The following is a 26,880-nucleotide window of genomic DNA, read 5'->3' on the forward strand; positions in this document are numbered from 1 at the left end:
TTCCGTCCACGGCGGGCTGCCCGGTCGCGCGAAGCCGGGCACTGCCCACCCGCCCGACCCGACACGCCCCAGCCGGCCTTGTCGTGATGGACGCCCCTCTCGACGCTCCACGGACGGCCGGGCCGCCTCCGCGCTTACGAGCTGGTGCGTGATAACGGCTGAGGCGTCGGTGCCGGCGGGTGGCATGATCCGGCTGTGGCGGTCATGCCTCTACGTCCTCCCCGTGTCCCACACCTGGACCCACGTTCCCGGGGTGACGCTCCTGGGCGACGCCGCCCGTCTGATGCCCCCATTGGGAGCGGGCGCGAACCTCGCCATGCCGGAGGGCGCCGAGCTCGCCGAGTCCATCGCCACCGGCAACGGAGAACCGGACCGAGTCGTCCGCGCCTTCGAGGAACGCATGTGGGCACGCGCCGGCAGGTGGGCGCAGATCACGGCAGCCGGACTGGAAGGCCTCGTGAGCCCCGACCCCGCCGAAGCCCTCGCCCTCTTCGAGCGAGTCCAGCGATCCTGACCAGCGACATCGCGGGACTCCCCCGCCGCTACCCCAGGTATCCCCTCACCCCGCGCTCGGGGGTACATCAGCAGCAAAGCGCAGGCAGGAGCGGGGGGAGGCCAAGAGCCGTATCACCTTCCGCCCGTCCTGTGGCTCAAGGCGGGGCGACAGCCGAGTCCCATGGCCGGGGTGCATCCAAGTCCGGTCCCCATGGGGAACGGATCTGTGACGTTGCCGACTCTCGGAGCGAGGTTCGAGCATCCCCGAGCCACAGCGAGGTATGCACCATGCACACGCATCTTCTGGAAGGGCCGGTACTCGCGGCCGGCGTCTGGCAGTCCGGACTGGCCCAGGTGCTTGGCGGGCTGGTCGTCGTGGCGGTACTGATCGGCGCCTTCGCGTTCGGGATTCGGGTCAAGAACAAGGAACTCCCGCCTCCCGATCCGGAATCGCAACCCCACCGGCCCGAATCCGATCAGCTGCCCGGTGAGATGACCGAATACCGCAAGCCCTCCGAGGTCCCTGTGACCGATGGGGAGCACCGCCTCATGCCTTACAACCTCAAGAACACGGGTGAGGCCGACGCTGAACCCCCGAGCGAAGAGAAGCGCAAGTGGCGCGGCATCTCCAGCGGCGGCTTCGGCAGTGGTGGGACAGGGCACGGCGACTGATCGAGCAGTGCGGGTCGGCCCTGCACGCCCAGGAGAGCGTCGCCAACGATGAGTGGCCCCATGGTCGTGTCAGGGAGAGAACGTTCGGACGTCATCGTCGTCGGGGCCGGTGCGGCCGGCCTGGCGTGTGCGGCGGACCTCGCCGCCTGCGGGGGTTGCTGTCAGGCTCCTGGAGGCGGACGAGTCACCCGATGGCCGCACGGGCACCGATCAGGTCGCGGGTTTCACGGTCGACCGCGGATTCCAGGTCTCCAACACGTCGTACCCGCAGGTCAAGAGGCGGCTTGACCTGAGACGACCGCGGCTTCGCCGGTTCAGCCCGACCGTTCTCGTGTCGACCGTGGGTGGGATCCGACGATTCACCGATCCCACGCGGGACCTCCGCCGCAGTGGTGACCTGCTGACCGGCCGGGCTGCTTCGCCGAGAGACCTGCTCGCTGTGGGAGTGCTGTCGGCCCGAGACATGCTGGAGCCGGCGGCACTGTTGCGTTCCCGGTCCGACACCACGACGCACATCGCTTTTCGGGGGACGGCCGGGCCCTGGTGTCGACCTCCGTGCTCGGAGAGTTCTCCCCCGAACGGGACGGGCAACTTCGAGAGGCTCTCGCCGAGGCGTACGGGACGGACACGCGTCGCTGGGAAACCGTCCATCAGGTCACGGCGCCCGACGCACTGCCGGCCGTGCCGCCGCCGCATCCACTGACCCGGACCACCCGCCTGGGTGCCGGCCGCTACGTGTGCGGCGACCATCGGACGACGGGGTCACCGCAGAGTGCCCTCGCCTCCGGTACCCGAGCCGCCCGAGAGGTCCTGGCCGATCTCGGTTGCGCTCCGGACAGGAGGTGAGCGCTTCCTCCGGCCGGGCGGAGGAGGCCCCTCGACCCGCCGTCGGTTCACGGCGGGCCGTCGTCGCGCTCGCGTTCTTGGCGCAGCAGCTCCGGTAGGTCGGTGAGCCGATCGAGCCCCCGTACCGCACGGGAGATGCGTGCGTTGTGCGCCAGTAGACGGCGGAGGCCGCCGTCGGCGTAGTGGGTCATGCCCACCACATTGGGGAGCATGACCCGGTCGTGGCCGTCGACGAAGCAGCCATGGAACCAGTCGGTCACCGCAGCTGGACCCCAGCCCCGCTGGAGGGCGTGGCTGCCGAGCACCATGAGGCGGGGGATGTGGTGCGTCCAACCGGTGTCCCTGACCTGGCGGATGACCGTCGACAGGCAACGTGCCGTCACGGCGTCGGCGTCCAGGTCGGTTCACCAGGAGGGCAGGGGAGCGTGGTGTCGCAGCGTGTTCGAAGCGCGGTAGTCCTCGCCGAAGTACCAGTAGAGATGCCAGACGTACTCCCGCCATCCAGCGACCTGTCTGACGAAACCCTCGACCGAGTTCAGAGGAGCGTCGCCGGCCCGCCAGGCGGCCTCAGCCTGTTCGACGCACTCGGCCGGATCCAGCAAGCCCAGATCGAGCGAGGACGACAGCGGACTGTGGCTCATGGTGGGGTCTGCGGCCAGCACGGCGTCCCCGTAGGCACCCGAAGTCCGCCAGCCGGTGTCCGATGAAACGCCGGAGTGCGGCGAGCGCCTCTCGACGGTCGGCGGGGAAGATGCGAGGCCCGTCGCGGCCGACGAACGACACGTCCCCGCTGCGTTCCCAGCGGTCCGGGTCGTGGCGGACCTCGGCGTCGATGTCGTCCTCACGCGCCCGGTACGGAGCGAGGGCTTTGAGCGTCGATGCTCCGCGTGGCGGAGGCTCTCGGTTGTCGTGGTCGAGGTTCCACGTGCCACCCGCGGGCCGGTCACCGTCCATCAGGACGGCATGGTCCTTGCGCACGTGCCGGTAGAAGGCCTCCAGCCACAGTCCTCGGCCTTCTCGTGACCGTGCCCAGGGGACGAACTGATCGCGTCCGACGAGGAAACCGCGCGGGGGCGGGATCGTGCTGATCGGACATGATGCGATGACTCCGGTGAACCGGGCGTCAGGCTTTGAGCGATCTTCTCTGCGCGCCGCGCTTCCGGATGCAGCGCCACGAGACCCGCTCGGGTGCTTCTTGCGCCTGCGTCGGCACGGCCCTCTTCGCCTCAGGACACGATCACGGGTGGGGCGGGGTCGTCCGAGCGGCGCGTCCCGTCGGCTCCGGCGTCGTGGAGCGCGGTCACCGCCGCGTAGTGCTCGGCCAGTGCGCGGGCCATGGCGGTGGACGAGTAGGTGGACCTGACGAGGCTTCGAGCGCGTGCGGCCATGGTCGTCGCCTGTTCGTCGTCGACCGCGAGCAGACGGGTGAGTCCCTCTCCGAGCGTCCGCGAGGTGGAGGTGTCGATGAGCAGGCCGTTGCGGCCGTCGGCCACGTAGTGCGGCACGCCGCCTCGCAGGGGGCCCGCCACGAGCAGCCCGGCTTCCATGGCTTCGAGCAGGGCGAGGCCGAATTCCTCCTTGGCGCTGGGGCACACGTACCGCGCGGTGACTCGCCTCGTGGGGTCGGCGAGGGCTCGTTCGAGCATGCGGACCTCCGCGTTGGGAAGGGCCGGAAGGAGCAGTAGTCGCCGCCGCGCTTCGGGAGAAGCTCGCAGCGCCTCTTCGATGCGTGCGCGCATCATGCGTTCGACGGGATCTCGGGAGTGCGGGCTGCCCCCGACGAGCACCAGGACGGCATGCCGGTGGCACCCCGAGGCGATCCATGACCGGACCAGGAGGTCCTGCTGCTTCACCGGGTGAAGCCGGCCCACGCTGAGCAGTACCGAGGAAGCGGCACCCCCGGCCGCAGAGTCCGGCTCGACGGCGGCGTCGATCGTCCGGAGGAGCACGCCACGCCGCCGGGCCCCGTGTGCGGGCGGTGAGTACGGCGGTATGCCCTCCGGCGGAGCGCTCGGAGCACCTCCGGCGTACCGGTCCACCAGCTGGGGGAAGTACCGCACGAGTTCCGCCGCTCCCCCGTCCCGTCCCGCGATTCCCACGACGCGGTCCGCCCGCTCCACCAGCCGGTCGGCGAGGAAGACGCGGTGCAGATCGTCCCGGAGGGCGTGCGGGTCGGCGGCGGGAACGTCGTACCGCTCGGTCATCTGGCGATGGGGGTCCGGCGTGGCGGTGAACACCAGGCGGGTCCCGGCCCTGCGCGCGGCTTCGGCGAGGGCGAGCGAGCCGTCGTCGGCGTAGCGGACGTGCAGGACGTCGACCGGTCTGCGCAGCGAGGTGAGAAGGACGGTCGCCCACCACGCCATCGCCTCCCGGTGCGTTCCCGCCTCCTCGGGGCGGATCTGGTGATCGCTGTCCACGGGGATCCTGAGAACCCAGTGCCTCCGACCCCGCCGGCGCAGGAGGAGCGGGTCGGCTTCCAACGCGGTGGTGTCGGCCGTCACGACCGTCAGTACGCCGCCGACGTCCCCGGTGTCCGCGAGGGCGTCCCCGAGGGAGCCGAGAAGGACGCCGAGTCCACCGCTCATCCCTTCGCCCGGGCGGTCGAGGTGTCCCATCAGCATGGACTGGGCGACGAAGAGGCCCGGCCGCAGGTCGGCCGTGTCCGGGCCGACCGGGGGTCCCTCCCCCAGCGCGGTCAGGAGTGCCCTCTCGTACGCGTCCGCTGCTTCGTGGACGTCCGGTATCCAGGAGCGCTCGCCCATCGAGGCGAGGAGACGCCAGGCGGCGTGCCGCACCCGACGTACGGATGCAGGCGCCGGGGCCGGAGCCGAACCCGACACCGGGGCGGTCCCCGACGCCGCCGCGACGAGCTCGGTCCGGGTGAGGGGCCGCAGACCAGCCGCGGCGGCGAGGTCCAGCATCTGCGGGACCGCCTCGGGTGCGCGACCGGCCCGGAGGGCGGTGCGCAGCGCGGTCTGCGACCTCATCGGCCCGTGGAGCCGGACGACGTCAGGCCAGGCGTCGAAGACCGCGGCCCGGGTGTGGCCACAGGCTTCGAGGAACCGGACGCACTCTTCCGGTGTGGGGACCTTCCCCAGCCGCAGCCGCCTCCTCAGCCCGGCCAGGGACAGGTCCTGGGGTGAGGCGAGCGTCGAGGGGCCGTGTGCCGGGCCGTCCCGGTGGTACTCGGCCCGTACGAGCTCCGCCAGGAGGTTCGGGGTGCTCGACCAGCCCGGAGAGCCGTCTACGGACCTTCCCCAGTGCCCGGCCCGCGCGGCCAGGAAGGGCTCGGGCAGAGTACGCGGGGAGCGCCGCGGTCGGTGTCCCGCGTGAGCCGTAACAGGGCGAGAGTGTTTCATCGCGGCTCCTCGTCGACAACGATCGGACTGCAGTTGTTCGCCACCGACCGGAGTCTCGGATGCATCGCCCGGGCACGGCGCGGACGTTCGTGATCGCGAAGGCCGGGCTACGGGGCGGACTGCGGGACGATGCCGGACCGGATCACGGTACGGGCCGCAGGCGCGATGGCGGCGCCGGTGCATCCGGCTCCGCGGCGGGAGACGAAATCGTCCCCATGGAGCCGTCACCCCCCAGAGGCCGCGGTCCGCGCGTGGTCGTCATCAGTCCTCCGTTCGTCTCGCACGCCCAGCCGCTCTCCGTGCTGGCCGGGGCTCTCGCCCGCACAGGCGCCGACGTCCTCTTCGCGTCCGGTCCGGACTTCGAGGGGTTCGCACAGCGCGCGGACGTGGCGTTCGTCCCCCTCACCGTCACTCGGAACGCGAACACCGGGGTGGCTCGGAGTACCCGTCAGGCGGTCGGGGAACGCGACCGCCTCGACGAGTTCCTCGATTCCACCCGGCGCGGAGCGGTCTCCGCACTCCTCACGCAATGCCGCCACCGCGGGCTGGACATGCTGCCGGACCCGGAGGGAACACTGGCACGGATCCGCGTCCTCGACGCCCGTCTGGCACCGGACTGGTACCTGGTCGACCAGCTGAGCTATCCGGTCACCTTGGCCCTGCACTGCCTGGGGCTGCGCTACGCCAGTTTCTGCCCCGGCCATCCCACCTATGTACCCGCCTCCGAGGAGGGGCTCTTCGGTGTGCCCTACGCGTGGCCGGAGGCGGTCCGCCCAACGGACGACGGTCTCAAGGAACTACGCCAGGCGGCACGCGCCGTCGACGCGGCATTCACCCGACGCTTCGCCGAGGTGGCGCGCCGCCATGCTCCGGCCGTCCGGCCTCCTGGCCGGGCCTTCGCTCTGGCCTCACCCCACGCGGTGCTGTTCAACTACCCGGACTTTCCTTGGTTGCCCGGGCGTCCGGAGAACGGCACGGCCTTCGTCTACGGAGGACACTGCGTGCCCGCCCACGAGTCCGGGTCGGGCAAGGAGTGGGAGGACGTGCTGCGACGGCTGAAGGAGACTCGGCGGCGTGTGGTGCTGATGGCCCTCGGTACGTTCCTCTCCGCCCGTGACGACGTGCTCGCGCTCCTGGTGCAGGGGCTACGGAGCCACGTCCCCGACGCGGCCGCGATCGTGGCTGCGGGCGACCGTGCGGCAGCCCTGTCACACCTGGCGGGACCCGATGTCCACATCGACGACTCGGTGCCTCAACGCCGGCTCCTGGGGAAGGTCGACGCGATCGTCCACCACGGCGGGAACAACTCCTTCACGGAGGCTCTGGCCTCCGGGACGCCGGCGCTCGTCCTGCCCTTCTCCAGCGATCAGTTCTCCATCGCCCACGACGCCGAGCGGGCCGGGATCGCGCGATGCGTCGACCCGTCGCGACTGGACGGCAGGACGGCGGGGTCTGCCCTTCGCCGCCTCCTCGATGAAACTCCCCCGGGTCTCCGACAGTGGTCTCACCGGGTCGGACAGCGCGGCCCTGACTGGATGGCGAGCAGACTCATGGGCGTGATGTCGTGAGACGACAGCGTCCGGACCAGCGCATGAGGGAGCCGCTGGTGGTGAGGGACCGGGGGCCCGCCCCTCGCTCACGGGATGGTGGAGCGGTCGATCAGCCTCTCTTCGATGCGCCCGCCCTCGCCGAGCAGCCCGGTCTGCTCGAAGGTGTGCTCCCGCATGAGCCCGGGCAGCGTTCGCCGGGAGAGCAGGTCGACCGCGAAGGGGAAGACCGGTCGTCCCACCTGGGCGAGCCGCAGCCACGGCGGCGCGTAGACGGAGGCGGAGCGCCGCTCGACGCCCCGCACGAGCCAGGCCGCGACCTGGCTCACCGGGTAGACGCGGCGGGCGGGGGCCGGCATGTGCCCCCGCAGCTCGCGCAGGACCGCGTGGCGGTCGACGTCCCGGATCATGTCGGTGTCGGTCCAGTGCAGGTACGCCACCCCCACCCCGACGCCGCGGTGTGACAGCTCGGCGCGGAGGGAGCGGGCGAAGGCCTCGGCACCCGCCTTGGAGGCGCAGTAGGCGCTCATCATGGGAGCAGCGCCGAAGGCGGCGGTCGAGGCGACCTGAAGGAAATAGCCCCGGGTGGCGAAGAGCCCGGGCAGGAAGGCACGCGCGGTGACCGCGCTGCCCACGAGGTTGACCTCCACGACGCGCCGCCAGAGGTCGGGGTCGGAGGACTCGAACGGACCGCCTTCCGCGACCCCGGCGTTGGCGATGACGACCGACGGCGGGCCGAGCGTCCGGCTCACCTCCGCGGCGGCCCCGCGCATCCCCGCTTCGTCAGTGACGTCGACCTCCACCACGTGGCTCTCGGCGTCGAGCGTCGCTGCGACTGCCAGGAGGGTGGCGTGATCACGTCCCAGCAGCGCCACCCTCGAACCGCGTGCAGCGAGCAGGCGGACCAGGGCGGCGCCCAGGCCACGGGCGGCGCCGGTGACGACCACGGTTCGTCCTTGCAACTCCCGGAAGCTGGTCACGGGTGTCTCCCTCTGTGTGGGTGGGGCAGAGCCTTCGTGGTGGGTCTCGCCCGGCGGGCTGCTGACGCTCTCGTCTCCCCGGGAGACCCTTCCGAGGAGCCGACTCCGGCTGCGGGCTGTGTGCTTGCGCTGTTCCCGCACCGCAACCGAGACCGCGAACGTCGGCCTTCGTCAGCGGTCAGACTCCTGGATCGGCGCCCCTGGGGAGTCCCTGCGGTGTGGTGCGGTCGGTTCGGGGCAGTACCGCTCCACCGGCGGCGCGGCGCTCCGCGAGCGATTCCGCGGCAGCCTGACGGGGGTGCCGACGGCGCCAGTAGGGGTTGTCGTGGGGCAGTTTGCCGGACACCCGTCCGTACATCCCGAACGTCAGGATGAGCAGCCCCATGACGAAGCTGAACATCACGTTGGTCATGCCGAAGTCCAGGAAGTTCGCCGGCCTGTCGAGTACGAACAGGTGATAGAAGCCGCTGATCAGGAACGTTCCTCCCACCACCACGTTCACGGTGGAGGCGACGTTTCCGCCCACGAGGGCACCGGTCAGCAGGGCGAGGCCCACCACCACCGAGATGACGCTCAAGGCAGTGTTCGTGGTCATCCCCGCGATGCGGTCGCCGGAGGTGTCGAACGAGCTGAGCGCGTCCGCGAAACCCAGACAGCCGAACACGAGCAGGATGCACCCGCACAGCGCCGCGCCCACGCGGTACACGGTGGCGAGGTGGTGATCCACGGGCAGTTCATCCTTCAATCGCACAGTCGCTCCCCGGATCGTCCCCGCTCGGATCTGCCCGGTCCCAGGACCCCAAGCGCGCGAACATCACTAGAAGCCTCATTTGCGAGACTTTCTCCATACTTCGGACAGGATCGGTTCTCGGATGCAGAGTCCTTCGATCGATCGACCCCTGACGGAGGTGATGCGCCCGGGCCCTCCCCATGCACCGCGTGGTCCAGCGCCACGCTGCGGGAGGGGGAGTCGGCACACATCGGGCGGATGTCATGGCAGTTCGGCGACGAGACAGGCGAGTGATCGCAGGCCCCTCCTGGTGTGGCTCTTGACCGTACCGAGGGGCAGACCGAGGCATCGCGCGATTTCGGGCTGGGTGAGTCCCACGTAGTAGGCGAGGAAGAGGATCTCGCGGCGTTCGGGCGGCAGGCAGGCCATGTGCCCGAAGAGGCCCAGACGGTCGACCGCACGCGCGCATGAGTCGGTGCTCTCCGGCGCGGGCCCTCGGCTCAGGCGACGCAAGCCCTCGTGACGGCGTACCAGCGCTCCCGAAGCGTCGGCGGCTTTGTGTGCGGTGATGCCGTACAGCCACGGGCCCAGGCCGCCGCGGAGCGGACAGTACCGGCCGGAGTGCGTCCATGCCTCGGCGAAAACCTGCTGCGCGACGTCCTCGGCGTCATGAAGATCGATGCAACGGCGTCGGGCCCACCCCAGAACACGGGGGTACCAGTCGGTGTAGACGGACTCGAAGGCCTCGCGCACGATGTCGCCGTGGGGCGGTGCGGCAGCGTTCTCGTCCGGGCAATGGACGCACGGGGGCAGGGGCGGTCTCTCGGACACCAGTCGTCTCCGGACATATCCGGGGAAAGGGACGGGGTCGCGATGCTGACGGCCGTAACGGGTCCCTCGGGACGAGGCCGCAGCAGAGAGGTGCCCACGCGCCCAGCGGAACACAGGGGCCCACCGGTCGCCATCCCACGCGGGCCGACCGGACGCTGTGTCCGCGGCAACGGCCTGGCGGTCGAGCCGTTTCCATGGGGTGGCTCCCCGGCCCCGTTCGCGAACCGGCGCCTTCCGAGCGGCGTGACGCGCTCCTGGCCGCTGGATTGTTCCACGGCCAACAGCCCGCCCGGGCCCCGCGCCTTGCCAGTAGCGCCATCCCGAGCCCGCGCTTGCCCGTGCGTCACGAGCGGGCAATCGGGTGATAAACGGAATCCAGGCATCCGCAGGGGGCTATGACCCCGTAGAGGTGTCAAGCATCCGATTCCTCCACCGGAGGTTCTCTTGCACACCCTCATCGGCCTGATCGTCGTCGCGGTGCTGATCGCCGGCTTCGTCCTCGGAGCGCACCTCCACGCGACAGAGACGCCACCGCCCCTCCCCCACGAACAACCACGCCGCCCGATCACCGACCGCCTGCCGGGAGCCGCCTTCGAGTTCCGCCGCCCCCTGCAAGTCCCCCGGAGCAACCAGAAGCAGCGGCTCCGGCCGTACCAGCTACGGGCACGAACCGAGCAGGTGCCCCCCGGACACGACTGACGCCAGACCACAGCGCGGTCGGCGAATCCGGTCTCAAGGCGGCCGGGCCGAATCTCGAGGGCCCCGACACCATCGCTCCGCGCTTCACGGCGCACTACGTCGAGCCAGGCTCCCAGCGCCGCTTGGGAGGCGCTGTAGTCGGCCGTCCCGGGCTGCGGACGCTCCGCCACCACGACGGTGACGGCGGCGATCACGGAACCGGGCTTCAGGACATCGAGCGCGGCGCGGAAGAACGCGGCCGGTGCCAGGTGGTCGACGGCCATGAGGTGCTCCGCGACCTCGTCACCGGCCTCTCCCGCCGTGCCGAAAACCACCGCCCCGAAGGCGACGACACGGCGTCCGGGCGTCCAGGCCTCGAGGACAGCCGACGAGCGGGTCACGGCCCTGGCGCACGACCCGGGGTCGTACGCATCGAGCAAGGCGGTCGGGACGCACGGGAGTGCCTGTGCGGCCGAGGCCGGACGACTCGGGTCACGTCCGGCGAGTGCCGCCCACGCGCCGCGGCCGACCAGCTCGGCGGTAATCACACCGCCCAGGGCCACCGTCGGCACCGGCCACGAGGACACGCGCGCCGTTCAGCTCCACAGTTCTCGCCCCCCGTGCCAGGTCCGGGCGTCACATCGGGTCGACGCGTACTTCGGCCCCCGGGGCCGCCCACGGATACGACCCGCCAGGGCCGACACGGCGAGTAGCGCTCGAAGGCTTCCTGGGGGATGGGGATCGCGGCGTCCTTCCCGGTCGGCGGCCATGCGGTCCGGCGCCTCGTGCCGTCCGGGTCGCCCTCGGCGCTGTCCGTGCACAGTGACGGTCCGGTGGCCGCCCCAGGGGTGCTTGTCCAGGATTGCCGCATCCGCGGGGCCTGCCGCCGCGGAAATGCCAGGGAAGAGGGTGATCGCGATGAGTCAGGTCCAGCGACAGCCCCGGCCGACCGAATCGGTCTGGGATTACCCCAGACCACCCTGTGTGGTTCCTGACGCGCGCCGGATCGTCGTGCGCCACGGGGGTGTCGTCCTCGCCGACTCCGGCCGGTGCCTACGCGTCCTGGAGACGAGTCACCCGCCGGTCTTCTACGTGCCCCGGGAGGACGTGCGCACGGACCTGCTGATCCGGTCAACCAGGGTCACGCGCTGCGAGTGGAAGGGCGTGGCTTGCTACTGGACCTTGGAGGTTCCCGGAATGACAGTCGAGGACGTGGCCTGGAGTTACGAGGAGCCCGAACCCGCTTATGCCGCGCTCGCCGGCCACGTGGCGGTCTATCCCGGGCGCGTCGACAGCTGCACCGTCGACGGGGAGCGGGTGCTGCCGCAGCCTGGTGACTTCTACGGAGGGTGGATCACCGGGGAGGTGGTCGGCCCCTTCAAGGGGCTCGCGGGCAGTGCCGGCTGGTGAGTCTGCGCGTGCGCGAGGCCTTCGGCGCTCCGAACCCCTGCGGGGAACTCAACGAGAACAAGATCCGGACCTTGGGAGACCACCATGTCCACGCCTCACATTCCCCCCGGCGAAACACCGCCCGCCGAAGGATCCACGGCGGAGGCGCACCAGGAACGCCCTGACGGCGGCCTGTGGGAACACCCCCGAGTCCTGCTCGGCGCCATCGTGCTGGGCGCTTTGATGGTGGCGGCCTTCTTCATCGCCCGGATGGCCGGCTTGTGAGCCACGTCCTCTCGCGCTACGGCGAGTGCATGACCTGAACCTTGCTCGTGCGGGGCGACCGGTGACCGGTGACCGGTGACCTCCGCGAAACGCGTACGGCTGGTCGGGGTCCCGGTGGAACGGCGGCCCTCGTGAGGTTGCGGCGCGACGGCCCGGCCCGATGGCCGGCGCCCATCACCCTCGTACACCCCTCGCCCGCAGCCGGATCAGCGAGGAGACGACCACATTGAGGCGGGCCATGACGACGAAACCAGAGAACGGCGGCGCGGCACCCCGGGGCGCGGAGCTCCGCACCGGCCGCGGCGCGTCGACGCGCACGAGCGGCCACGCGAGCCAACCGGGCTCGGTCCTGGTGCCCCCGGAAGGCTGGCGCGTGGCTCCTGACGGAGGCCGGGAGCGTCCCCTGCCGTGCCGGCACCTCGATGACGAGGATCCGTCCCCGGTACGGCCGGCCGTCACCGGCTGCGCCGAATGCCTGGCCGCAGGCCGCGACGACTGGGTACACCTCCGCGTCTGCCTGCGGTGCGGACACAACGGCTGCTGCGACAGCTCCCCCGGTGCCCACGCCCATCAGCACGCGTCCCGCACGGGGCACCCCATCGCGGTCGCGGCCGAGGAATCCTGGGCGTGGTGCTACGTCGACGAGCTCTTCCTGATACCGGCGTCCCCCACGACCGCAACGAAGCTCGGGGGCGGGGGCGGCTGAGGAGACGCCCCTGGCCGATGGACAAGCACGAGCACGTATGTCACGTGCGAAGGCCCTTATCGCGGCCCCGGCCGGGCGTCACGGGCGCCCGCGTCCTCGGTGGAGCAGCGTTGCCCCTTGTCCCTTGTACCTCGTCCCAAGTCCCGCGTCCCGGAACGCACTGACACAGGTGAGCGAGATGGATCAGGATGAATCACAAGGTTTCCCTTCACGCCTACCTCAGCTATTCCGACGCGTCGGCTGCTCTGGACTGGCTCGGTAAGGTCGGTTTTCAGGTCGTCTCACGGCAGGACGGATCCGACGGCTCGGTGATCCACAGTGAACTGCGCTGCGGCGACGCCGTCGTCATGGTCGCCTCCAGTGACGCCGCGTACGAGATCCCGAGCCTGCAGGGGGTCTCCACGGGCGCTGGTGTCTACCTCTGTGTGGAGGATCCCGACGCCTGCTACCGGCGTGCGGTCGAGGCGGGCGCCGCCACCGTGTTCGCTCCTCAAGAAACGGCCTGGGGCGCGCGGCGCGCCCGCGTCCTCGATCCCGAAGGACGTGAATGGACCTTCGGATCCTACGCACCGGGGCAGACACGGTGAGCCGCTCCCCGGACCGGACCGCGAGTGGCCCGGGCCCTCCGAGACATGCTGGAGGTGTGCTCCTGCCATCCCGTGTCGTCCCGCGGCTGCGCGAGCGAGCCGGCGATGCATTGCCGCATCGGGTCGCGGGGCCTTCCGCGCACGAGAAGCGGGCCCGAATCCACGGCGCCTCCGGGCCTCGCTGGTTCGGCCCGGACCGCCCGGTGCGGGTGGTGCACGCCGACGCGTCGACGTACGTGGGCGGCCTGTCCACGCTGCTGCTCCAGTCGCTCCACCCCGTGGCCATGGCCGCCGTCGCGGCCCACTCCGGGTTCAGGGGGACCCGTGGGGCCGGTTGCGGCGCACCAGCACGTTCCTCGCGGTGACCACGTTCGGTACGGCGGAGGACGCCGAACGCGCCGTGCTGAGGGTGCGGCACGTTCATGAGAGCGTCGTCGGCACCACACCGGACAGCGTGGCGTACCGCGCGTCCGATCCCCACCTGCTCGCCTGGGTGCACGCGGCCGAGGCCTACTGCTTCCTCAAGGCGCACCAACGCTACGGGCAGTACCCGCTGGATCCCGCGGGGCAGGACGGCTACGTGGCCGACATGGCGCGTGTCGCCCGGCGGCCGGGGGTGGAGCGTCCGCCGGAATCACGGGCCGAGCTCATGGTCTGCCTCGCCGGCTACCGCGCCGAACTGCGGTCCACCCCGGAGTCCCGCGCGACAGCCCGCTACCTCCTGGCGAGTCCTGCGTTGCCCAAGATCGCACTGCTCCCCTATGCCTTTCTCGCCGCCGCGGCGGTCGAGCTGCTGCCGCCTTGGGCCAGGATCTCGCTCGAACCTCCCTTGACCACACGCCTCCTGCTGCCGACGGCTCGGGGAGGGGGCCGCACGCTCACCGCTGCCATCCGCTGGGCGACACCGGACCTGCCACGCGAGGAAGCCCTGCCCGCGTCGCCCTCACGGTGACCGGGGGCACGGCCGGAGCGTGCCCCGGGTGACACGGCCGGAGCGTGCCCCGGGTGACACGGCCCTCGTCAGGTGGCGTGCACGAGCGGTGGCGAGTCGGTACGGGTAGCGCATGCCAGAGCGCTGGGCCACCAGGCGCGGGGACCGATGTCGATGACCAGCGCGGGTACCAGCAAGGAGCGGACGACCAGGGGGCGAGGAGGACTCCGAAGGCGACGATGAACGCGAGCTGGACCAGGAAGGCCGGCGGAATGACCGTCAACGTCGCGAAAGTGGCCGCGAGCACCACCCCGGCCGAGGTGATGACACCGCCGGTCGTGGTGAGCCCGCGCAGGATCCCCTGCCGCGTGCCGTGGGTGAGCGATTCCTCGCGCACGCGTGACATCAGAAAGATGTTGTAGTCGACGCCGAGGGCGACCAGGAAGACGAAGCCGTACAAGGGAACGGACGCGTCGGTGCCGCTGAAGCCGAGCAGGTTCTCGAACACGAGGGCCGATACGCCCAGCGTGGCGAAGGAGTTGAGGGCAACGGTGGCCACCAGCAGCAGGGGTACCAGCAACGAGCGCAGCAGCGGGGCCAGGACGAGCAGGATGATGCCGAGGACGACGGGCACGATGACGGCACGGTCCCGCTCCGAGGTCCGCTGAGTGTCGTACTGCTGAGCGGTGTAGCCGCCGACGGGGGCGTCGGCACCGGGAACGGCGTGCACCCGGTCGCGCAGCCGTCGCACGGTCTCCTTGGTCGCGTCGCTGTCGGCGGCCGCCGCGAGTGTCGCGTCGATGGGGACGCGGCCGTCGACGACGAGCGGCGCGCCGGTCCCCGTACGCCCCGCCGCGGTGACGGGTGCCGCGGACGCGACGCCTTCGGTGTCCACCGCCACCCGCGTCACCTCCTCCGTTTGGGCGGCGTCGGCGATGATCACCGTGGGGTTCCCCGACCCCCGGGGAAGTGACGCCCGAGGGTCTTCTGCGCGCTCACGGACGGAGCGTCGTTCACGAGGATCTCGTCGAGCGGCACGCCCTTGGAGGACAGGCCCGACGCGAAGGCGACGAGCACGAGGGCGGTGGAGACCCACACCCGCCGGGGCGAGCGGTCGATGAGTGCGGCGACGCGACGCCACACACGATGGCCTTCCGCCGTCGCGTCCGAGGGCATGGGGTTGGCAGGCCAGTAGGCGGCGCGGCCCAGCAGCACGAGAACGGCGGGAAGGAACGTCAATGTGCTCAGCACCGCGCAGACGATGCCGATGGTACCCACCGGGCCGAGCGCCCTGTTGTTCGTGAGATCACTGGCGAGAAGGGCGATCAGCCCGAGGGCCACGGTGGCCGCGCTGGCGACGACGGCTCCGGCGGACCGGCGCACCGCCGATACGGCCGCTTCCGCGCGATCGCCGCGGGCGGCGAGTTCCTCGCGGTAGCGGGCGGCAAGCAGCAGGGCGTAGTCGGTCGCGGCGCCGATGACGAGGATCGAGAGGATGCCCTGGACCTGGCCGTCGACCCGCACGATGTCGCGGTCGGCCAGCGCGTAGACCACCGCGCAGGCGAGACCGAGGGCGAAGACGGCGCTGATGATGATCACGAGGGGAAGCAGGACGCTGCGGTGGACCAGCAGCAGGATCGACAGGACGGCGCCCAGCGCCACGCCCAGGAGGAGTCCGTCGATCCCGGCGAAGGCGTCGGAGAGGTCCGCCCGGCCGGCGGCCGGTCCGGCGATCTCGACCCGCGCGTCAGGGACCGACCGGGCGGCCTCGCGGACGTCGTCGAGGACGACCGGTAGCTCCTCCCCCAGATCGGGGGCCAGGGGGACGACGGCCTGGAGTGCCTGGCCGTCCTCGGAGGGGAGCGCCGGCGAGGGGACGCCCTCGATCCCGGTACGGCCGGTCAGACCGGACATCGCGCGGGTCGCGGCCTCGCGCTGGGCAGTTGTCACCTGTCCGTCCTAGCCGGTCCACACGACGATCGCGGGTACCGGCTCCGACCGCTCGAACGCCCTACGGGCTTCGAGGACTTGGGTGGACTCGGCGCTGCGGGGCAGGAAGGCCGCCTGGTCGTTGGTGGCGACCTCGCCCAGCTTGCCCGCGTACGGCCCCAGCGTGCCGCCGACGCTCAGCCAGACCTCCAGCAGCGCGAGCGGGATGACTCAGCGTGCCTGGCGCGATGAGCTTCTCACTGTCAGCCTTTCAGGGCGCCATTCGAATGACTCGAAAACACGACGGGGGTACGGGACGACAGCCGGAGGCCCGGGGAGGCCTTCGGCTGTCGTCGTGGTCGCCTGCGGTGCCCCGCTTCCGTCACTTCGGCATGAGGACCGTGTCGACGATGTGGACGGTGGCGTTGGAGGTGGGCACGTCTCCGCAGACGATCTTCGCGGTGTCGTTGACCGTGTAGGCGTCGCCGGAACCCTGAGTCGTCAGCGTGCCGCCCTGCAGCGTCTTGAACGAGCCGTCGGCGAGGTCACTCTTGTCGACCGTCTCCCCCACCACGTGATAGGTCAGGATCTTGGTGAGGGCCGCCTTGTCCGCGAGGACCTTGTCCAGGTCCGCCTTCGGGATCTTGGCGAAGGCGTCGTTCGTCGGCGCGAAGACGGTGATGTCCTCGGCGTTGTTCAGCGTGTCGACCAGACCGGCGGCCTTGACGGCCGACACGAGCGTGGACAGCTCCGGGTTGTTCGACGCGGCGGTCGCGACCGGGTCGTCGGCCATGCCGTCGACACTGCCGGCGCCTTCCTGCGGGAGTGACGCGCAACCGGGGCCGAAGGGGCCGTCCGTGCCCTGGGCGAAGGCTTGCGGGGCGAGGACACCGAGCGAGACCGGCAGAACGACGACGGCGGCAGCGGCAACGACGCGGCGGGTGAGATGCGAGGTGTTCATGGTGCTTTGTCCTCCTGGGTCCGGCCCGGTGACAGGAACGGCCATGGGCGGAAATCGTCTTCACGAGGCATTCCATGCCGCACGCCCTGCCGGATGCGGCCGCGGCGCAACGAAATGGAATGCGTCCGGCGTCCGGTCTCGCGAGGAGTGGTCTCCCCTGATCCGCTCGTGATCCCGGGGCGCAGGTCGGGTGCGTGGCCGGTCCCGATGACGGAGCCCCCTCGTCGCCCGCCGTACGGACCTTCGGAGACTTTCACGGCCTCGCCGTCGCGTTGCGCCGTACGCACGGGGAGATCGGCAGGCTGGTGAACGGTTCGGCGGCCGCGCATGTGGGGGCATGGCTCGGATTCGGGCGCGTTCGGGTGAACCGGTCAGGTGTCTCGTCACAAGCGCAGCACATGGATTGTCGGACCAGTATGACAACAGCGCATCAGGCCTTCCCCCGTCAGAGTTCATCCCTCGCTGCGGCGTCCTCACCATTGCCACGGGGTCTGCCCGCACCGAGCGAGCGACGTCGGTTGCGTGAGCAGTGGGGTTTGTCGACCCGTCAGGTGGCCGCGGCGTTCGGTGTGACACCGGCTACGGTTCGCTCCTGGGAGGGGAGCGCTCGACACCCCGGGGCGGCCGCGAGGAGGCGTACCGGCGATTCCTTACGGGGGCTGGCCCAGCACGGCGCTCACAGCCCTGCTGGAGTACCGGCTCGTTCCCCGGGTCGGGGTCGGCGTCCGGCATGCGACACCGGCCGTGCCGTACATCCGCCGACCGCCGTAGGAACGGGTGCGCCTCCTCTCTCCGTGTCGCCGGCGCGTCCGGCTGGGGCCGGGGTGCTGCGGATGAGGAACGTCAGCCGCGGCGGGGCCGATCCCGTGTCGGCCGGGCGGATCCGGCGCCTACGGTTGCTGTGGGCCGCCGCCTGTGTGTGGTCCCTCGCCTGGTGGGTCATCCTCACCTGCCCGACGCCCCTGTAGCAGGCCCTGCGCGCGTCGCGAGCGGTTCACACGATGCCGGTGACGTTCACGCGCACTGCCTCGGGTGGGGCCGACGCGGCTTCCGCGGCCACTGCCCGTACGGCCCGGGCCGTACGGGCGGCCTGGTGCTGTGCCCGCACGACGACGTCGATGGGCAGCCCTGTCACCGTTCCGCCGGAACCCCAGGTGATGAGCACTGCGCCGCCGGGCGTCGCCGGATCGTGGACGGTGAGGGGAAGTGCGCCCGGGGCACGCAGGAGACTGCGCAGACCGGGGCGCAGGCACGCGACGCCCGGGACGGTCAGGACTGCCTCGGCCGCCGCTCGGGAGAGGGTCTGTGCCCGCCGGTCGTCCATTTGCTGGCCCCTGAGGGTGATCCGGCGGGTCGTGGAGGTCAATGACCGTGACGTCGAGCGCGGCGGTGGCCAGACCGAGGTGTTCTCGGGCGGCGTGGCTGAGGCTGTCGCGGACCGTGTCGGAAACGGCCTGCAGGTCGCGTCCGCGACGACCAAGCCGCTGTGGCCCCAACCGGCGGAGCGGGAGCACTGCCCGTACGACCGACAGCTTCGGCTCCGCCCCGCTCGTTGTACCGGTGTACCGGACGAACCATCGGCTGGAGAGCCCTATGGGGGCCGGGGCCGTGCGCCGAGCGCTGCGGTTCCGCCTCGAGACCGTCCTCGGCCGGTCCCTTGAGGTGACCTGACGGTCAGCGACGTCGCCATCCCCCGCGTCGTCCGGCGGGGCCGATCACTGCGACGCACGGTGCCGCCTCGTAGGCTGCCGCTATGACCGATAACATGCCTCCGACGCCCCGCGACGCCTTCGATCTGCTCATGGCCGGTAACGAGCGGTTCGTCGCCGGCATCCCCGAACACCCGAACCAGGACGCCACCCGCCGCACCGAGACCGCGCCGTCCCAGCAGCCGTTCGCCGTGCTGTTCGGCTGCTCCGACTCCCGGCTGGCCGCCGAGATCATCTTCGACCGGGGCCTGGGCGACCTGTTCGTGGTCCGCACCGCCGGGCACGTCACCGGGACCGAAGTCCTCGGCTCGATCGAGTTCGGCGTGAGCGTCCTGAACGCGCCGCTGGTCGTCGTCCTCGGCCACGACTCGTGCGGCGCGGTCGCGGCGGCCTGCTCCGCCCTGGAGAGCGGACAGACGCCCGGCGGCTTCGTCCGCGATGTCGTCGAACGGGTGACGCCGAGCGTGCTGGCCGCCCGCGCCGCCGGACGCGAGAGCGCCGAGGAAATCCTGGCCGAGCACATCGAGCACACCGTGGACCTGCTCCTGGAGCGCTCCCGTGTCCTGGCCGACGCGGTGGCCGCCGGACGAACCGCCGTGGTGGGACTGTCCTACCGCCTGGCCGACGGCAGCGCCCAGCTCGTCGCCACCCGCGGCCTCGACTCGGCGGTCCCCACCGCATCCTGACCGCGCCGGCCGGGGCGGTCAGGTGGAAGTGCGGGGCCCCGCGGCACGGCGAAGCCGGTTGGCGATCGCCAACCCCAGCCCCTCTTCTACCGGCAGGGACGCGACGATGAAGTCGCATCCCTGCTGGTCGAGCCGGCGCAAGAACCCGTACAAGCCGTGCGCGTAAGCGTCCAGCGAACTGGGCACGGCCACCACGGCGTGCGCCTTCACCGCGGCGCCGACGAGGTGCGGGGGGAGGAAGACGCCCACCTGGCGGCCCGCTTCCTGGGCCAGCTCGGCTTCGGCGACGACTTCGTCCGGATCGACAAGGACGACCCGCGCACGCGGCGCGTAGACGGAAGAACGGAAACGTTCACTCGCCCCCGCACGAGCAACGCCCTCTCGTCCATCCGGACCAGGTCCCTGGCCTCAGTGTTTTCACCGTTCGGGTGCCCGCCCGTAACTCGCGGGGCGCAGTCGCGTTCACCGGCCATGCAAAAGATCATCACCTGTGGCCTGCTGGCCGCCGCGGCGCTCTCCGCCGCCACACCGGCCTTCGCCGACAACGACAGCAACTTCGGCAGCGGGGTCAACGCCGCGAACAACTGGAACTTCACCGCAGCCGACGTCTGTATCCAGGAACTGGCCGTCGTCCCCGCCCTGAGCGACTGGACCGGCAACCACAAGAACAACTGCAGCAACGGCAACGTCATCGACCACGCCGCCGGCGCCCTGCCGCTCAGCCCCTGACCCCATCGCCCTTGAACAAAGCCCGCCCCGTCCAACCGGCGGGTCGGGGGACGGGACAGAGGACAGAATCCGCGGGTGGCCCCTCTTGTTCGGGACCGGTCAGCCAAGGGTCAGGCGCCTATGGCGCCGGCTCCTAGGCGACGACGGTCGTCAGGCAGCCCTCGGCAAGACCTGACAGGCCTCCCGCTCAGCCTCATCCGCAGCGAGGTCCCAGCGAAGCTTCGTGCTCACCAGGTCGCCGCGTAGGCACGGTGATAGGAGGCCTCCGACGGCAGCCACTCCGCTGGGTCCTTGTCGGCCTTGGACCTGTTCGACGCCGCAGTGACCGCGATCAGGGTGTCGGGGCTGCCCTGGTCGTTCGCGTACGCCTCACGCCGCGCTCCACGGAGCCTGCTCGGAGTCGTAGACCTCGGCGAGCGGAACGAAGGGGGCGGCTGCCTTCGGCAGGATGGTGCTGTCGGCCGCTACCGGCGTGGAGGCAGGCAGCAGGGGGAGGGTGGCGAGGAGAAGCACGGGCAGACCGTGTCGCATCGGATTGGTGGTCGCGTACGGCGTTCTGGTCGCCGCAGCGCGCCGGTCGGAAGACGCCTGCGGGCCGTACCGCCCAGGGGTGGTGGTTTTCACCAGAGAAACGATCACTGCACCCGCCAGGCTTCTGTGACTTCCTGATCACGGACGCGAGGTGGCGACCCGCCACTACGAGGGGCCGCAGCCTTCATCAGCCGTCGAGGTCAGGAGAGTCACCGCAGAAGCACCACTCCCCCACCCTTGAATGAGCAATGGTTGGGCACAGGGCGCAGTATGGGAGGAGAGCCCGCCCGGGAAGCCGTCGCACGTTGCACCGGGCGGGCGCCGTCGTGTGGGAGGTTCAGTCGGCTCGGCCCGCCTCGCGGACCGGGGTATGGGCGCCTGTGTGCGGGGCGGGGTTCCTCTCTGAAGGAGAAGACGGGTCCGTCCTGACGGTGGCCTCGCAGTTGTTGTCGTAGGTGCGGGTCCGGTCGAAGGCGCGGCCGCGGTAGGTGCGGCGGGCGGTCAGGGTGACGGGCGCGTGCTCGGCGGTGCAGCTGCTGTCGGGCTCGGCGCGCAGACGGTCGAAGTCGCCGCCGGCTTCGTCGAGTGCCGAATAGGCTTCCGCGCGGTAGGGGTGGGCGGGGCGGTCACCGGCGGGGCAGTCTCGCCGCCCACATGGGTGGCCGCATGGCACCAGGGGCAGGACCAGATCTCTTCTTTCCAGGCCGTTGGTGACACCGGCCATCGCCACATCGACCGCCCGCACACGTCACACTCCACAGGCGGAATCCTCACATGCCAGCACGGGCCCCCAGGCCGCCTGCATCGCGCCAGTTGCCAAGCGTCCTTGCCGAGACAAAAAGCTCTTTAAAAGAGTGTTTTGTCCTGACAGATACGTTTGATAGCGACCTGGGTAGTCGGCATGCTGGGGCGGTTGGGGCTTCTGTCGACTGCCGTGATGGCTGTGGCTGGCGACAACGGTTGGGGGTCCGTTTGGGCTCCTTCGCTCCTGTCTGATCCCAAAGCGCCCCCGCTCACCCCCGTTTGCGCCCTGTAGGCGAAGGGCCGTCGGCGGTACTACCGAAACATGCCTCGACAGCGGCCGTATCCGAGTGACCTGTCCGATGCCCGGTGGGAGTCGATGGAGCCCATTCTGTCGGCCTGGCGGGCCGACCGGAGGGGGAAGGGCCTGGGCATAGGCCGGCCGCCCGAGCACGACCTGCGGCGGATCATGGAAGCGGTCCTCTACGTCGACCGCACCGGCATCCTCTGGCGATACCTGCCGCACGACTTCCCGCCATGGGAAACGGTCTACGGCTACTTCGCCGCCTGGCAGAAGGACGGAGTCTTCGACCAGCTCAACGGGCTCCTCCGCCGTCTGGTCAGGGAGGCGGAGGGTCGCGACGGCGAGCCGAGTGCGTGCGTGCTGGACGCGCAGAGCATCAAGACTTCCGCGAACGTCCCCGCGGCCGGCCGGGGCATCGACGCGGGCAAGAAGATCGCGGGCCGCAAGCGCCATATCGGCGTCGACACCCTCGGTCTTCTCCTGGCCGTGCCGGTCACCGCCGCGAGCGTCTCCGACAACGCCGGCGGCATCCAGGTGCTCTCACAGATCTCGAAGGCCCACCCGCGTGTGACCAAGGCCTGGGCCGACAGCGGCTACCGAATCAAAGCCATCGAGCACGGAGCTCGCCTGGGCATCGACGTCGAAGTCGTCCATCGCGACCCGGCCGCGAAGGGCTTCAAGGTGATCCCACGGCGCTGGGTCGTCGAGCGGACCTTCGGCCGGCTCATGCACCACCGACACCTCACCCGCGACTACGAGACCCACCCACACCGGCCCGAAGCGATGATCAAGCTGGCAATGGTCGACCTCATAAGCCGCCGCCTCACGAGGGAATCCACCCTGAACTGGCGTGATTCCTGAACATTGACCGCGTCAATGGAACGGGTGGGACCGCTGGCTCGGACCGGGAGGGTCGAAGCTCACCCCGTTCTCGTCGAGTGCGTTGAAGACGGTCACGCGACCCGAATCGAAGGCGAAGCTGATGTCGACGTTTCCCTGAGCGACATCCCTGCCTGTCCATTCGAGCAGTTCGGCCCCCTTGAGGGGCAGCCCCAGCAGAGCGTGCAGTCCGGGGAAAGGTTCGGGGCGCCACTGCAGGTCGAAGCCAGGCCACCGGACTGGACGGGTGGGGTCGATCATGTTCCACGTGAGGGAGAGATCGCCGAGCTTTGATGGTTGATCTCGACCTGCTCGCCATCGAAGTCGAACAGCACCGGGCAGTCGCAGAACCACTCGTCACCCCTGAGGTCCCAGACCATCCAGACTCTCGTGAGCGTCCGGCCAGCAAGACCACGCAGACGATTTCCATGCTCCTGCACGACGTCACTACGGCCGTCCAACCATGCTGGCCGGTAGCCCGCGATGCCGAAATCGAGCATGACGCCATCCTGTCAGAAGTGCCCCTCCTCGGGTTAGAGCAGTCCCGAACGACGACCAACCCGTCAACTTCTCAAACACCCCTGCCGGGACAAAACGCTCTTTCAGGCCTGCTTGGGGGTGAGTGCCCGGCTGCCTGTGTCGACGCGATAGTTCTCGACCACCTCGGTAAGGCGTCTCACGACTTCCTGGGGGTCGCCTTCGGCGCTGACCTCCGGAACATCCAACTCCGTCACGCGCTCACCCGCCTGCGGCACGAGACTCGCCACCGGTGCGTCGGGAGGAGACGCCACGAGGGCGGAAATGAATCCCTGCTCGTCGTGTACAACGGAAACACGCATGCCGAATCCCTCCAGCGATCTCAAGTGCGGTCAGGCGGTGGTACGGGTGAGATAGGCGGTGTAGGACTTCACGGTTCCCTGCCCGCTGAGCCCGCTGTTCCTCACCTTCGCCCAGAGGTAGGACTGGACATTGCTGATGTCCCCGGAGCCGATGTCCTTCTTGCCAACCGAGACGTCGTCAAACGTCAGCCAGTAGAGGGTCTGCCGGAAGTCGGTGACCGGATGGGCGGACAGGGTGAAGGTGCCCTGGCTGAAGAACGGATCAGGGCCCCAGGTGAGCTCTCTCCGGTATCCAGGAGGCAGGTTCTGGACGAGGTAGTAGGAAAACGTCTGAGTGGCCATCACTTTCTCCTGAGTGTGGACGTCCGGATCTGCGTATGTCGCCGTTCCCAGAGTTCCGCCACCCCTGTTCCAGGCGCCGTTTACACCGCCGCCCGAGGCACTCGCGATCGAGCCCTATGTGCAGCCGAACCGCTGGCCGCGACGTTGACCTCCCCTTTTCTACGGTGATTCCAATGGCCCGGTACCGCAAGTCGATCCGACTGATGCGGCCCTGCACCAGCCGGAGAAGGGCATGAACCTGCTAGGGGTAGACCCCGGCAGGGAGGAGCTCCGCCTCGACCGCACGCCGCAGCTGCTCATCCGCGTCGGCACGAGTGCCCCTCTACCTGGCACGGGAAGCTCGGGAGAAGCCGGCCGCTTCTTGCATCGACCGGGCGGTGCAGTGCCAGCTGTCCGCGCACGACGAGGGTGAGCACTTCGGTCTCCTCACTGACGCCGGGGCGTACGGGACCGCGCTGTGGCTCCGCTGGCGCGGGCCGGACGAGACGGAACTCGTCGGGCTGCCGGATTGCCCGGTGGCCGCCCCGGACCCTGACGGTGAGGGCTGTTGTCTGTTCGCCGACCGCGTCAAGCAGCACACCTGGGAAGACGCCCTGGAGGAGGTCCCGTGCACGAGCTGATCGCGAGCCCGTGCACGACCCGGCGCCCCCGCTCGCCTCGCAACGAACGGTGCGGGGACTGCGGTGGCAGCGGCGCCGACTCGTCCGGCAAGACCTGCGGCACCTGTAACGGGCTTGGCCAGATCCACTGCCTCGCCGGCCGCCAGGAGTCCCGTGTGCTGTCCCGCTCCGGGATCCGGAAGGAGGGCCACCGATGGCCCACGCTCTGATCGCCTCCCCGTTCCTCGACGGACACCTTCTCCTCGAGCCGGGAACAAGGGCCGGCGCCCGAATCTCCGCCGACCACTTCGAGGGCCTGCGCCAGGCCGCCGCCGACAGTGCGTCGCTTCCCGCCTGGACTGTGCAGACCGCCGCCGAGGTGTGGGGCCTTGACCTGGGCGGCCGACCCGCGCAGGGCACGGTGCTGGTGCGCGAGCCGTCCCCGTACGGCTGCTGCCGGGTGTCCTGGGAGATCAACCTCGGCTGCAACTTCGGCTGCAAGCACTGCTACCTCGGTGAGCGCCCGTTCTCCGGCCTCCGCTGGGAGGACAAGGTGCGGCTGCTCGACATCATGCGCGAGGCCGGTGTCCTCTGGCTCCAGATCACCGGGGGTTGTTCGCGCGGACGCGGTGTCCCCCCGCAGGTCGTGTCGCTTCAGTCTCGGGTGGAGAGACCCGTCCGTGTCGCCGTGAGGACTCGCATCATGTCCCTTTCGAAGGCGGCGACGACCGTAGCAGGTGAGGAAGGTCACCTCGACTGCCAGCTGCTCGTCGGTCCCTCTTGGTGTCAGGGCTCGAGGAACGTCCGTGCCAGATCGTGCGCTGAGGGTTCGTCGCCCCTGGTGGGCGGCTGACGGGGTATCGGCTGGCGAAAGAGAACGCGTTGTCAGCGTCCTGCGCCGCTGAAACGGTGGGACCGCATACGCCAGAAACCCGCCGCGGTGACCGGTAAGTGCTGGTCGGTGGGTGCCCGAGTGTGGACTGGCCAGGTCACTCCGTCGCGGGCAGGCACTCGGCGAGCAGGTCGACGACGTCGTGCCAGGCTCGCTGCGCATGCCGTGGGTGGTATCCGACGCCGGGGAGCACGGTGTGGTCGACCGGCGGGTGGTGGAAGGCGTGCAAGGCGCCGCCGTAGACCACGAGGCGCCAGTCGACGCCCGCGGCCTGCATCTCGGCGGTGAATGCGTCCCGTTGCGCGGGCGGCATGATCGGGTCTTCCGACCCGACCCCGGCCCACACCGGGCAGCGGATGCGCGCCGCCTCGTCCGGTCGACCGATGGTCAGTCCGTTGACGGTCGCGATCGCGCGCAGGTTGACGCCGTCGCGCCCGAGTTCCAGCGCGATCGCGCCGCCGGTGCCGTAGCCGACGGCGGCGATCCGGTCGGGGTCGATCCGCGGTTCGGCGCGCAGCACATCGAGCGCCGCGTGGCCGATGCCCCGCATCCGGTCGGGGTCGGCGAGCAGCGGCATGCAACGGGCCAGCATCTCCTCGGGGTCGCCCAAATAGCGTCCGCCGTGGATGTCGAAGGCAAACGCCACGTACCCCAGTTCGGCGAGGGTGTCGGCCCGGCGGCGCTCGACGTCGCTGAGCCCCGTGCCCTCTGGTCCGAGCAGCACTGCGGGCCTGCGGTCGATACCGGGCGGGAGCGCAAGGTGCCCGATCATCGTCAGACCGTCGGCCAGGTACTCGACCGTGCGCGTGGTAATCGTCGTCATGAGACTGGACGGTAGTGATCGTCGGGCATGGTCGGGCCCGGGTTCACCGCTGGCTGAACTGCGCGGGTGTCCCTCTGGCCGCGCCAGAAACCGCTGAAGATACGGATGTTTCTCAGCTGTCGTGTCCGTTGTCGTGTCCGTGGGATGTCAGATGCAGGAGTCGACCGCCCCTGGTGCTGGCTGCCTCGGTAGCGGAGTGACCTCATTCCCTGCTCCGATCTGAGCACGCAGGCGCTCGATCTCTCGGTGTGGTGCGGCGATGCGAGAGAGTGCTCGCTGCTTGGGCTCAAGCAACTCGGAGATCTTCAGGTCGCGTTCGGCGACCCGCTCCTTGAGTTCACCCACGTCGGCTTTGAGCCGATCGATCTGCGCGGCCCGTGGATCGACGATCGCGCCGGCCTCTTCCAGGGCTTGCCAGGCGGCGGCTGAACTGCTTGGCGAGGTGCGGGTAGGGGCCGGGGCGGGAGGAGCCGTCCCGGTTCTTCTTCGGATAGAAGCCGGTGCAGGTGGTGGGGAGCACTTCGGGTCGTCGTTCTGCCGGACGGTCTCCCGGTAGCGGGCGAGGTGGCGCAGGGTGTCGTCGGCCCGGTCGATCGCGCCCATCAGCCGCGGCTCACCGTCGAGGTCGTCGTCGCGTGAGCGAATGCTAGGCCACGGGGGATCGATTCCCGTCAGATTCCCAATGCCCCCACGGCCCCTGACGGACGTGGGTAGCCTCTGCCGTAATCACCCGGCCAGAGCCTGAGACCGGCCGGGCCCACTCGAGGACAAGAGGAGTGAAGACCGATGTTGAGTGTGGAGACGGCTTTGAAGGAGGCGATGGCCTCGATCGATGGGAGCGTGGGAGCCGCACTGGTCGACTACACGAGCGGCATGGCGC

Annotated in this window: 25 protein-coding genes and 8 pseudogenes; 15 read left to right on the top strand and 18 right to left on the bottom strand. The window is 70.2% G+C overall.

Annotated elements, in window-relative coordinates:
- Positions 1-208: 208 nt before the first annotated feature.
- From OO54_RS35345 to OO54_RS47815, 3 genes and pseudogenes are all read left to right on the top strand, one after another.
- Positions 209-514 (top strand): annotated as a pseudogene (locus tag OO54_RS35345) (FAD-dependent monooxygenase); the annotation flags it as partial.
- Between the two features lie 269 nt (positions 515-783).
- Positions 784-1,167: a DUF6479 family protein gene (locus tag OO54_RS35350; protein WP_033210891.1), complete on the top strand. Its 384-nt coding sequence runs from the start codon at positions 784-786 to the stop codon at positions 1,165-1,167.
- 60 nt (positions 1,168-1,227) lie between these two features.
- Positions 1,228-2,013: pseudogene (locus OO54_RS47815) on the top strand (FAD-dependent oxidoreductase).
- A 47-nt stretch (positions 2,014-2,060) separates the two neighbouring features.
- Here the strand turns inward: OO54_RS47815 and OO54_RS44290 are convergent.
- Both OO54_RS44290 and OO54_RS35360 read right to left on the bottom strand, forming a co-directional pair.
- Positions 2,061-3,120, bottom strand: a pseudogene (locus OO54_RS44290) (cryptochrome/photolyase family protein); the annotation flags it as partial.
- 119 nt (positions 3,121-3,239) lie between these two features.
- Positions 3,240-5,372: a glycosyltransferase family 4 protein gene (locus tag OO54_RS35360; protein WP_051787571.1), complete on the bottom strand. Its 2,133-nt coding sequence runs from the start codon at positions 5,370-5,372 to the stop codon at positions 3,240-3,242.
- Positions 5,373-5,623: 251 nt separating this feature from the next.
- On the opposite strand from OO54_RS35360, the gene OO54_RS35365 reads away from it, so the two are divergent.
- Positions 5,624-6,940: a glycosyltransferase gene (locus OO54_RS35365; protein WP_234439596.1), complete on the top strand. Its 1,317-nt coding sequence runs from the start codon at positions 5,624-5,626 to the stop codon at positions 6,938-6,940.
- 68 nt (positions 6,941-7,008) lie between these two features.
- Here the strand turns inward: OO54_RS35365 and OO54_RS35370 are convergent, their stop codons facing one another.
- The 3 genes from OO54_RS35370 to OO54_RS46105 all read right to left on the bottom strand — a co-directional run bounded on the left by OO54_RS35370 (position 7,009) and on the right by OO54_RS46105 (position 9,460).
- Positions 7,009-7,899: an SDR family oxidoreductase gene (locus tag OO54_RS35370; RefSeq protein WP_033210894.1), complete on the bottom strand. Its 891-nt coding sequence runs from the start codon at positions 7,897-7,899 to the stop codon at positions 7,009-7,011.
- A 178-nt stretch (positions 7,900-8,077) separates the two neighbouring features.
- Positions 8,078-8,650 (bottom strand): DUF4383 domain-containing protein, encoded by a 573-nt coding sequence (locus tag OO54_RS35375; RefSeq protein WP_033210897.1) that lies wholly within the window; start codon positions 8,648-8,650, stop codon positions 8,078-8,080.
- Between the two features lie 240 nt (positions 8,651-8,890).
- Positions 8,891-9,460 (bottom strand): RNA polymerase sigma factor, encoded by a 570-nt coding sequence (locus OO54_RS46105; RefSeq protein WP_157856562.1) that lies wholly within the window; start codon positions 9,458-9,460, stop codon positions 8,891-8,893.
- 444 nt (positions 9,461-9,904) lie between these two features.
- Here OO54_RS46105 and OO54_RS35385 point away from each other — a divergent pair, with 444 nt between their 5' ends.
- Positions 9,905-10,159: a DUF6479 family protein gene (locus tag OO54_RS35385; protein WP_051787576.1), complete on the top strand. Its 255-nt coding sequence runs from the start codon at positions 9,905-9,907 to the stop codon at positions 10,157-10,159.
- A gap of 26 nt (positions 10,160-10,185) precedes the next feature.
- Here OO54_RS35385 and OO54_RS48905 read toward each other — a convergent pair.
- A pseudogene (locus OO54_RS48905) lies at positions 10,186-10,725 on the bottom strand (SDR family NAD(P)-dependent oxidoreductase); the annotation flags it as partial.
- A gap of 397 nt (positions 10,726-11,122) precedes the next feature.
- On the opposite strand from OO54_RS48905, the gene OO54_RS35390 reads away from it, so the two are divergent.
- From OO54_RS35390 to OO54_RS41950, 5 genes and pseudogenes are all read left to right on the top strand, one after another.
- Entirely contained in the window at positions 11,123-11,548 is a 426-nt protein-coding gene (locus tag OO54_RS35390) for a DUF427 domain-containing protein (protein WP_234439597.1), read from the top strand.
- An 84-nt stretch (positions 11,549-11,632) separates the two neighbouring features.
- A complete protein-coding gene (locus OO54_RS35395; protein ID WP_033210899.1) occupies positions 11,633-11,812 on the top strand; it encodes a DUF6480 family protein in 180 nt (59 codons plus the stop codon).
- 238 nt (positions 11,813-12,050) lie between these two features.
- Positions 12,051-12,518, top strand: a complete 468-nt coding sequence (locus OO54_RS48640; protein WP_078905514.1) for a UBP-type zinc finger domain-containing protein — start codon at positions 12,051-12,053, stop codon at positions 12,516-12,518.
- A 188-nt stretch (positions 12,519-12,706) separates the two neighbouring features.
- Positions 12,707-13,105 carry a VOC family protein gene (locus OO54_RS35405; protein ID WP_033210902.1) on the top strand — a complete coding sequence of 133 codons (399 nt, stop codon included), beginning with the start codon at positions 12,707-12,709 and terminating at the stop codon, positions 13,103-13,105.
- Between the two features lie 56 nt (positions 13,106-13,161).
- Positions 13,162-14,057 (top strand): annotated as a pseudogene (locus OO54_RS41950) (oxygenase MpaB family protein).
- Between the two features lie 68 nt (positions 14,058-14,125).
- Here the strand turns inward: OO54_RS41950 and OO54_RS41955 are convergent.
- The 3 genes and pseudogenes from OO54_RS41955 to OO54_RS35425 form a co-directional block, all read right to left on the bottom strand.
- Positions 14,126-16,193, bottom strand: a pseudogene (locus OO54_RS41955) (MMPL family transporter).
- A gap of 154 nt (positions 16,194-16,347) precedes the next feature.
- Positions 16,348-16,926, bottom strand: coding sequence for a fasciclin domain-containing protein (locus tag OO54_RS35420; RefSeq protein WP_033210904.1), 579 nt, complete (start codon positions 16,924-16,926; stop codon positions 16,348-16,350).
- 994 nt (positions 16,927-17,920) lie between these two features.
- Positions 17,921-18,250: a hypothetical protein gene (locus OO54_RS35425; RefSeq protein WP_033210906.1), complete on the bottom strand. Its 330-nt coding sequence runs from the start codon at positions 18,248-18,250 to the stop codon at positions 17,921-17,923.
- A gap of 429 nt (positions 18,251-18,679) precedes the next feature.
- Here OO54_RS35425 and OO54_RS35430 point away from each other — a divergent pair, with 429 nt between their 5' ends.
- On the top strand, positions 18,680-19,321 hold the full coding sequence (locus tag OO54_RS35430) for a carbonic anhydrase (protein ID WP_033210909.1): 642 nt from the start codon (positions 18,680-18,682) through the stop codon (positions 19,319-19,321).
- A gap of 18 nt (positions 19,322-19,339) precedes the next feature.
- Here OO54_RS35430 and OO54_RS35435 read toward each other — a convergent pair.
- A pseudogene (locus tag OO54_RS35435) lies at positions 19,340-19,660 on the bottom strand (Sua5 family C-terminal domain-containing protein); the annotation flags it as partial.
- 132 nt (positions 19,661-19,792) lie between these two features.
- On the opposite strand from OO54_RS35435, the gene OO54_RS35440 reads away from it, so the two are divergent.
- Positions 19,793-20,050: a hypothetical protein gene (locus tag OO54_RS35440; protein WP_033210950.1), complete on the top strand. Its 258-nt coding sequence runs from the start codon at positions 19,793-19,795 to the stop codon at positions 20,048-20,050.
- A gap of 133 nt (positions 20,051-20,183) precedes the next feature.
- Here OO54_RS35440 and OO54_RS44315 read toward each other — a convergent pair.
- Positions 20,184-20,473 (bottom strand): annotated as a pseudogene (locus tag OO54_RS44315) (HNH endonuclease); the annotation flags it as partial.
- A gap of 445 nt (positions 20,474-20,918) precedes the next feature.
- Complete coding sequence (locus tag OO54_RS42710) at positions 20,919-21,326, bottom strand: SSI family serine proteinase inhibitor (RefSeq protein WP_051787578.1); 408 nt, start codon at positions 21,324-21,326, stop codon at positions 20,919-20,921.
- A 321-nt stretch (positions 21,327-21,647) separates the two neighbouring features.
- Here OO54_RS42710 and OO54_RS35450 point away from each other — a divergent pair, with 321 nt between their 5' ends.
- On the top strand, positions 21,648-22,487 hold the full coding sequence (locus OO54_RS35450; protein WP_033210911.1) for an IS5 family transposase: 840 nt from the start codon (positions 21,648-21,650) through the stop codon (positions 22,485-22,487).
- 12 nt (positions 22,488-22,499) lie between these two features.
- On the opposite strand, the gene OO54_RS47825 is transcribed toward OO54_RS35450, so the two are convergent.
- The 4 genes from OO54_RS47825 to OO54_RS35465 form a co-directional block, all read right to left on the bottom strand.
- Positions 22,500-22,766 carry a hypothetical protein gene (locus OO54_RS47825; RefSeq protein WP_234439598.1) on the bottom strand — a complete coding sequence of 89 codons (267 nt, stop codon included), beginning with the start codon at positions 22,764-22,766 and terminating at the stop codon, positions 22,500-22,502.
- On the bottom strand, positions 22,763-23,005 hold the full coding sequence (locus tag OO54_RS47830; protein WP_234439599.1) for a hypothetical protein: 243 nt from the start codon (positions 23,003-23,005) through the stop codon (positions 22,763-22,765). The genes OO54_RS47825 and OO54_RS47830 overlap by 4 nt, the downstream gene beginning before the upstream one ends.
- Before the next feature lie 102 nt (positions 23,006-23,107).
- A complete protein-coding gene (locus OO54_RS35460) occupies positions 23,108-23,344 on the bottom strand; it encodes a hypothetical protein (RefSeq protein WP_033210913.1) in 237 nt (78 codons plus the stop codon).
- Between the two features lie 30 nt (positions 23,345-23,374).
- Positions 23,375-23,686 (bottom strand): hypothetical protein, encoded by a 312-nt coding sequence (locus tag OO54_RS35465; protein ID WP_033210916.1) that lies wholly within the window; start codon positions 23,684-23,686, stop codon positions 23,375-23,377.
- Positions 23,687-24,063: 377 nt separating this feature from the next.
- On the opposite strand from OO54_RS35465, the gene OO54_RS35470 reads away from it, so the two are divergent.
- Positions 24,064-24,306, top strand: coding sequence for a hypothetical protein (locus OO54_RS35470; protein WP_324611704.1), 243 nt, complete (start codon positions 24,064-24,066; stop codon positions 24,304-24,306).
- Positions 24,307-24,499: 193 nt separating this feature from the next.
- Positions 24,500-25,138 carry a radical SAM family protein gene (locus OO54_RS47835; RefSeq protein WP_234439600.1) on the top strand — a complete coding sequence of 213 codons (639 nt, stop codon included), beginning with the start codon at positions 24,500-24,502 and terminating at the stop codon, positions 25,136-25,138.
- Between the two features lie 136 nt (positions 25,139-25,274).
- Here OO54_RS47835 and OO54_RS35485 read toward each other — a convergent pair whose 3' ends face one another.
- Both OO54_RS35485 and OO54_RS44320 read right to left on the bottom strand, forming a co-directional pair.
- Positions 25,275-26,000, bottom strand: coding sequence for a dienelactone hydrolase family protein (locus tag OO54_RS35485; protein ID WP_033210924.1), 726 nt, complete (start codon positions 25,998-26,000; stop codon positions 25,275-25,277).
- Between the two features lie 147 nt (positions 26,001-26,147).
- A complete protein-coding gene (locus OO54_RS44320; protein ID WP_078905516.1) occupies positions 26,148-26,603 on the bottom strand; it encodes a hypothetical protein in 456 nt (151 codons plus the stop codon).
- Between the last annotated feature and the right edge of the window lie 277 nt (positions 26,604-26,880).

It is taken from the genome of Streptomyces wedmorensis (genome assembly GCF_000716445.1).
In the GTDB taxonomy this organism is placed as follows: Bacteria; Actinomycetota; Actinomycetes; order Streptomycetales; family Streptomycetaceae; genus Streptomyces; species Streptomyces wedmorensis.

Bases quoted from the DNA above. Each gene is read 5' to 3' on its own strand.
- OO54_RS35350 (WP_033210891.1), top strand. From the start codon at position 784: ATGCACACGCATCTTCTGGAAGGGCCGGTACTCGCGGCCGGCGTCTGG.
- OO54_RS48640 (WP_078905514.1), top strand. From the start codon at position 12,051: ATGACGACGAAACCAGAGAACGGCGGCGCGGCACCCCGGGGCGCGGAG.
- OO54_RS47830 (WP_234439599.1), bottom strand. From the start codon at position 23,005: ATGCTCGATTTCGGCATCGCGGGCTACCGGCCAGCATGGTTGGACGGC.
- OO54_RS35450 (WP_033210911.1), top strand. From the start codon at position 21,648: ATGCCTCGACAGCGGCCGTATCCGAGTGACCTGTCCGATGCCCGGTGG.
- OO54_RS35360 (WP_051787571.1), bottom strand. From the start codon at position 5,372: ATGAAACACTCTCGCCCTGTTACGGCTCACGCGGGACACCGACCGCGG.
- OO54_RS35405 (WP_033210902.1), top strand. From the start codon at position 12,707: ATGAATCACAAGGTTTCCCTTCACGCCTACCTCAGCTATTCCGACGCG.
- OO54_RS47825 (WP_234439598.1), bottom strand. From the start codon at position 22,766: ATGATCGACCCCACCCGTCCAGTCCGGTGGCCTGGCTTCGACCTGCAG.
- OO54_RS35420 (WP_033210904.1), bottom strand. From the start codon at position 16,926: ATGAACACCTCGCATCTCACCCGCCGCGTCGTTGCCGCTGCCGCCGTC.
- OO54_RS44320 (WP_078905516.1), bottom strand. From the start codon at position 26,603: ATGGGCGCGATCGACCGGGCCGACGACACCCTGCGCCACCTCGCCCGC.
- OO54_RS35430 (WP_033210909.1), top strand. From the start codon at position 18,680: ATGACCGATAACATGCCTCCGACGCCCCGCGACGCCTTCGATCTGCTC.
- OO54_RS35440 (WP_033210950.1), top strand. From the start codon at position 19,793: ATGCAAAAGATCATCACCTGTGGCCTGCTGGCCGCCGCGGCGCTCTCC.
- OO54_RS35485 (WP_033210924.1), bottom strand. From the start codon at position 26,000: ATGACGACGATTACCACGCGCACGGTCGAGTACCTGGCCGACGGTCTG.
- OO54_RS35465 (WP_033210916.1), bottom strand. From the start codon at position 23,686: ATGGCCACTCAGACGTTTTCCTACTACCTCGTCCAGAACCTGCCTCCT.
- OO54_RS35460 (WP_033210913.1), bottom strand. From the start codon at position 23,344: ATGCGTGTTTCCGTTGTACACGACGAGCAGGGATTCATTTCCGCCCTC.
- OO54_RS47835 (WP_234439600.1), top strand. From the start codon at position 24,500: ATGGCCCACGCTCTGATCGCCTCCCCGTTCCTCGACGGACACCTTCTC.
- OO54_RS35425 (WP_033210906.1), bottom strand. From the start codon at position 18,250: ATGGACGACCGGCGGGCACAGACCCTCTCCCGAGCGGCGGCCGAGGCA.
- OO54_RS35395 (WP_033210899.1), top strand. From the start codon at position 11,633: ATGTCCACGCCTCACATTCCCCCCGGCGAAACACCGCCCGCCGAAGGA.